Genomic DNA, 5821 nt, shown 5'->3' on the forward strand with positions numbered 1-5821 from the left:
TTGCGGCTGATCTTGGTATCCACGAAAGCAACTTAATCCGTCGGAGCCAATGGGTTGAAGTAACTCTTGTTCAAAGGTGGTGTTGCGATTTCAAGAACTCCTCTCAGTTCTGAGGACACGGTAATGATTGATGCGACGGAAGTAAAAATCAATCGTCCTAAAAAAACAATTAGCGAATGATTCTGGTAAAAAGAAATGCCACGCTATGAAGGCTCAGGCGATTGTCACAAGCCAAGGGAGAATTGTTTCTTTGGAGATCACTGTGAACTATTGTCATGATATGAAGTTGTTCAAAATGAGTCGCAGAAATATCGGACAATCTGGTAAAATCTTGTCTGACAGTGGTTATCAAGGGCTCATGAAGCTATATCCTCAAGCGCAAACTCCGAGGAAATCCAGCAAACTCAAGCCGCTAACAGCTGAAGAGAAAGCCTGTAACCATGCGCTATCTAAGGAGAGAATCAAGGTTGAGAATATTTTTGACAAAGTATAGTAGATTGAAACTAGAATAGTACACCTCTACTTCTAAAACATTGTTAGAAATCGATTTGACTGTCCTGATCGATTTGTCCTGTTCTTATTTCATTTCACTATGAAAACGTTTAAAATATCTTCAACAACCTATCGAAATCATCGTAAACACTTCGGATTACGAATGAATTTGATTGCTGGTATTATCAATCATGAACTAGGATTCTAGTTTTGCAGGAAGTCTAATCAAGAGGAAAGTAAATGACGATTAAGGTAATTGCGACAGATATGGATGGGACCTTGCTGGATGCTAGAGGCCAGCTTGATCTCCCACGCTTGGAAAAGATTGTGGATCAGTTGGATCAAAGGGGGATTCGTTTTGTCATCGCGACAGGGAATGAAATTCACCGCATGAGGCAACTACTGGAGCACTTGGTGGATCGAGTGGTTCTGGTTGTTGCCAATGGTGCTCATATTTTTGAAAACAATGAATTGATTCAGGCTCAGACTTGGGATGATGCCATTGTCGATAAGGCTTTGGCTCATTTCGAGGGTCGAGCGTGTCAGGATCAATTTGTTGTAACAGGGATGAAGGGTGGTTTCGTCAAGGAAGGTACCATTTTTACAGACCTTGAAAGTTTTATGACTCCAGAAATGATTGAAGAATTCTACCAACGAATGAATTTTGTGGATGAATTAACCTCTGACCTCTTTGGTGGTGTGCTCAAGATGAGTATGGTTGTTGGTGAGGAACGTTTGAATTCGGTATTGGAAGAAATCAATGACCTCTTTGATGGCCGTGTTCGGGCTGTATCGAGTGGCTATGGTTGCATTGATATCCTCCAAGTTGGAATTCATAAAGCATGGGGCTTGGAAGAATTACTCAAGCGTTGGGACTTGAACCCCCAACAAATCATGGCTTTTGGCGATAGTGAAAATGATGTTGAAATGCTTGAAATGGCTGGAATTGCCTATGCGATGGAAAATGCTGATGACAAAGCCAAAGCTGTGGCGACGGCTCTAGCGCCAGCCAATAGCCAAGGAGGAGTTTACCAAGTATTGGAAAACTGGTTAGAAAAAGGAGAATGAAGTAGCAGTACAGTTATTAGAAAATTGGTTACTAAAGGAACAAGAAAAAATCCAAACCAAGTATCGTCACCTAAATCAGGTTTCAGTTGTAGAGCCAGATATTCTTTTTATTGGGGATTCCATTGTCGAATATTATCCTCTGCAGGAGTTGTTTGGGACTTCAAAGACAATTGTCAATCGAGGAATTTGTGGCTATCAGACAGGACTGTTATTAGAGAATCTGGATGCGCATCTGTACGGTGGGGAGGTAGATAAAATTGTCCTTTTAATTGGGACGAACGATATTGGAAAAGATGTGCCTGTGAATGAGGCTCTCAATAATCTCGAAGCTATCATCAATCCATTGCTCGCGATTATCCACTGACTGAGATAAAATTACTTTCCATTTTGCCAGTTAATGAAGGCGAGGAGTATAAGCAGACAGTCTATATCCGCACGAATGAAAAAATTCAGAACAGGAATCACGCCTATCAAGAGCTTGCTTCTGCCTATATGCAGGTGGAATTTTTGTCAGTTTTTGACAGTTTGACAGACCAGGCGGGCCAACTCAAAAAAGAATATACAACTGATGGACTGCACCTCAGTATTGCTGGTTATCAGGCTTTGTCAAAAGCCTTGAAAGACTATCTTTACTAAATAGCTAAATAATGTTAAATTTGAGCATAATATCTTGTAAAAAATTCTAAAATCCTTTAAAATAAAAAGTGACGGAGGAATTTATGAATGTAAATCAGATTGTACGGATTATTCCTACTTTAAAAGTTAATAATAGAAAATTAAATGAAACATTTTATATTGAAACCCTTGGTATGAAGGCCTTGTTAGAAGAGTCAGCCTTTCTGTCACTAGGTGATCAAACAGGTCTAGAAAAGCTGGTTTTAGAAGAAGCTCCAAGTATGCGTACTCGTAAGGTAGAGGGAAGAAAAAAACTAGCTAGATTGATTGTCAAGGTGGAAAATCCCTTGGAAATTGAAGGACTCTTATCTAAAACGAATTCGATTCATCGATTATATAAAGGTCAAAATGGCTACGCTTTTGAAATTTTTTCACCAGAAAATGATTTGATTTTGATTCATGAGGAAGATGATAGAGCAAGTCTAGTAGAAGTAGGAGAAAAGCCTGAATTTCAAACAGATTTGGAATCAATCTCTTTAAGTAAATTTGAGATTTCTATGGAATTACATCTCCCAACGGATGTCGAAAGTTTCTTGGAAGTATCTGAAATTGGGGCGTCACTTGGTTTTATACCAACTCAGGGGCAGGATTTGACTGTGGACAATACGGTTACCTGGGACTTATCTATGCTCAAGTTCTTGGTCAATGAACTAGATATAGCAAGTCTACGCCAGAAATTTGAGTCTACCGAATATTTTATTCCTAAGTCTGAAAAATTCTTCCTTGGAAAAGATAGAAATAATGTTGAATTGTGGTTTGAAGAAGTATGAAGTGGACCCAGATTATTAAAAAAATAGAAGAACAAATCGAGGCAGGGATTTATCCCGGAGCCTCTTTTGCGTATTTTAAGGACAATCAATGGACGGAGTTCTATATTGGCCAGAGTCACCCAGAGCATGGCTTGCAGACTGAGGCAGGACTAGTTTATGACCTAGCTAGTGTCAGCAAGGTTGTTGGCGTTGGCACCGTTTTTACCTTCTTGTGGGAAAAAGGTCAATTAGATATTGACAGACCGGTAACAGATTTTTTAGCTGAGAGTGATTATCCAGACATCACTATTCGCCAGCTCTTGACTCACGCAACAGATCTTGATCCTTTTATTCCCAATCGTGATCTTTTAACAGCCCCTGAATTAAAGAAAGCGATGTTTCATCTCAAGAGACGAAGTCAGCCAGCCTTTCTTTATTCAGATGTCCATTTTTTGCTTTTGGGTTTTATTTTGGAAAGAATCTTTAATCAAGACTTGGATGTGATTTTACAGGAGCAAGTTTTGAAACCTTGGGGAATGACGGAAACCCAGTTTGGGCCTGTTGAGCTTGCTGTTCCAACAGTCAGAGGTGTCGAGGCAGGCATAGTGCATGATCCCAAGGCTCGCCTCCTAGGCAGACATGCTGGTAGTGCTGGTTTGTTTTCGACTGTAAAGGATTTACAAATCTTTTTAGAACACTATTTAGCAGATGATTTTGCAAGAGATTTGAGTCAAAATTTTTCTCCTTTGGATGACAAGGAACGTTCTTTGGCATGGAATTTGGAAGGAGATTGGCTAGACCATACGGGCTATACAGGTACCTTTATCATGTGGAATCGTCAGAAGCAAGAAGCGGCCATTTTCCTATCGAATCGTACCTATGAAAAGGATGAGAGGGCTCAATGGATTTTAGACCGCAATCAAGTGATGAACTTGATTCGCAAAGAAGAGTAAGGAGAGACATGTCAAATAGTTTAAAAGGGACTTTACTAACAGTTGTGGCAGGGATAGCTTGGGGCTTGTCAGGAACGAGTGGCCAATACCTGATGGCACACGGAATTTCAGCTCTGGTCTTGACCAACTTGCGCCTTTTAATCGCTGGTGGAATTCTCATGCTCTTGGCTTATGCCACTGCAAAGGATAAAATGCTGGCCTTTTTAACGGATAAGAAGAGTTTGCTGTCTCTTCTTATTTTTGCTCTAATTGGTCTATTCCTCAACCAATTCGCCTATCTAACTGCTATTCAGGAGACCAATGCAGGTACCGCGACAGTACTTCAGTATGTTTGTCCTGTCGGAATTTTGATTTATAGCTGTATCAAGGATAAGGTGGTACCGACACTGGGAGAGATAGGTTCTATCATATTAGCCATCGGAGGGACCTTCCTGATCGCCACTCATGGGCAGTTGGACCAGTTATCTATGACACCTTCGGGACTGTTCTGGGGGCTCTTTTCTGCTCTGACTTACGCCCTGTATATCATTTTGCCCATAACCTTGATTAAGAAGTGGGGGAGCAGTTTGGTCATTGGTGTGGGAAGGGTCATAGCAGGTTTGGTTGCCCTTCCTTTTACAGGAGTTCTACAGACTGCTATCCCAACTAGTCTTGATTTTCTCCTCGCTTTTGCGGGCATTATCCTTATCGGGACTGTCTTTGCCTATACAGCCTTTCTAAAAGGAGCCAGTCTGATTGGGCCGGTCAAGTCAAGTTTGTTGGCTTCAATTGAGCCAATTTCGGCTGTTTTCTTTGCTTTCCTAATCATGAATGAACAATTTTATCCTATTGATTTTCTTGGCATGGCAATGATTTTAATTGCAGTAACACTGATTTCTTTGAAAGATTTACTCTTAGAAAAATAAAAAGACTCTTTGTCGTCCGTGACAGAGAGTTTTTGCCTAGTATTTTATACTCAATGAAAATCAAAGAGCAAACTAGGAAACTAGCCGCAGGCTGTACTTGAGTACGGCAAGGTGACGTTGACGCGGTTTGAAGAGATTTTCGAAGAGTATTAATTATTTTCAAGATAAAATTCAAAACGTTCGCCTACATATTGACTTTTTACGTATTCAAATGCAGTACCATCTTCTAGGTAGGAAACCTGAGTCAAACCAAGAATAGCATGTCCTTTTTCAACTTCCAAATAGTGGGCAATCTTTTCTTTAGCAAGGCGAGCATAGATGGTCTGATGTGATTTACCAATACGGTAGCCATGTTTTTGCAGTGTTTGGAAGAAATGACTAGTGATTTCTTCTTTTTTAAAGTCCTTAATGAATTTTTCAGGAATAGAAGCAACTTCATAAACCAGAGGAACTTTGTCGGCATAGCGGACCCGCTCCATTCGGATAATATTTTCGGTAGGAGAAATTCCTAGCTTGGCAACTTCCTGCTCATTGGGAATGGTTTTTCTGTAGGAAATGAGCTGGCTAGAGGGTACTTTACCTTGGGACTTAACAATTTCAGTAAAACTGGTTGTCCCTCGCATCTTTTCTTGTACCCGAGTACTGGACACAAAGGTGCCACTTCCAACTCTGCGCTCTAAGACACCTTCTTCAACCAATAGAGATACGGCTTGGCGGAGGGTCATGCGGCTGACCGAAAACTGCTCTGCTAAATCTCGTTCACTGGGAAGCCTCTCACCAATAGCCCAACGGTGCTCGTCAATATCCTTTTTAATCTGATCATGGATTTTCATATAAGCAGGTAGCATATTTTTCACTTCATTTCTATCTTTTCTCTATTGTACCCCAATAAACTAGAAAAAGTCAAACTTCGCCTTGTTTATACTCTTCGAAAATCTCTTCAAACCGCGTTAGCTCTATCTGCAACCTCAAAGCAGTG

5 protein-coding genes and 3 pseudogenes are annotated in these 5821 nt (G+C 40.6%); 7 read left to right on the plus strand and 1 reads right to left on the minus strand.

Annotation, left to right across the window (positions count from 1 at the left end; genetic code table 11):
• From HT736_RS03130 to HT736_RS03160, 7 genes and pseudogenes are all read left to right on the plus strand, one after another.
• Positions 1–490 (plus strand): annotated as a pseudogene (locus HT736_RS03130) (transposase family protein); the annotation flags it as partial.
• A gap of 102 nt (positions 491–592) precedes the next feature.
• Positions 593–700, plus strand: a pseudogene (locus tag HT736_RS03135) (IS5/IS1182 family transposase); the annotation flags it as partial.
• Between the two features lie 32 nt (positions 701–732).
• Positions 733–1560 (plus strand): HAD family hydrolase, encoded by an 828-nt coding sequence (locus tag HT736_RS03140; protein WP_054392807.1) that lies wholly within the window; start codon positions 733–735, stop codon positions 1558–1560.
• Between the two features lie 49 nt (positions 1561–1609).
• Positions 1610–2196, plus strand: a pseudogene (locus HT736_RS03145) (SGNH/GDSL hydrolase family protein).
• A gap of 83 nt (positions 2197–2279) precedes the next feature.
• The gene (locus HT736_RS03150; RefSeq protein WP_172930747.1) at positions 2280–3005 is read left to right on the plus strand and encodes a CppA N-terminal domain-containing protein; all 726 of its coding nucleotides are present in this window, start codon (positions 2280–2282) and stop codon (positions 3003–3005) included.
• Positions 3002–3937, plus strand: a complete 936-nt coding sequence (locus tag HT736_RS03155) for a serine hydrolase domain-containing protein (protein WP_166731217.1) — start codon at positions 3002–3004, stop codon at positions 3935–3937. Before HT736_RS03150 ends, HT736_RS03155 begins: the two co-directional genes overlap by 4 nt.
• 8 nt (positions 3938–3945) lie before the next feature.
• On the plus strand, positions 3946–4842 hold the full coding sequence (locus tag HT736_RS03160) for a DMT family transporter (protein ID WP_100127979.1): 897 nt from the start codon (positions 3946–3948) through the stop codon (positions 4840–4842).
• A gap of 149 nt (positions 4843–4991) precedes the next feature.
• Here the strand turns inward: HT736_RS03160 and HT736_RS03165 are convergent, their stop codons facing one another.
• Positions 4992–5690 carry a GntR family transcriptional regulator gene (locus HT736_RS03165; protein ID WP_000936194.1) on the minus strand — a complete coding sequence of 233 codons (699 nt, stop codon included), beginning with the start codon at positions 5688–5690 and terminating at the stop codon, positions 4992–4994.
• Positions 5691–5821: the final 131 nt, after the last annotated feature.

It is taken from the genome of Streptococcus sp. 339 (assembly GCF_013277285.1).
Classification (GTDB): domain Bacteria; phylum Bacillota; class Bacilli; order Lactobacillales; family Streptococcaceae; genus Streptococcus; species Streptococcus pseudopneumoniae.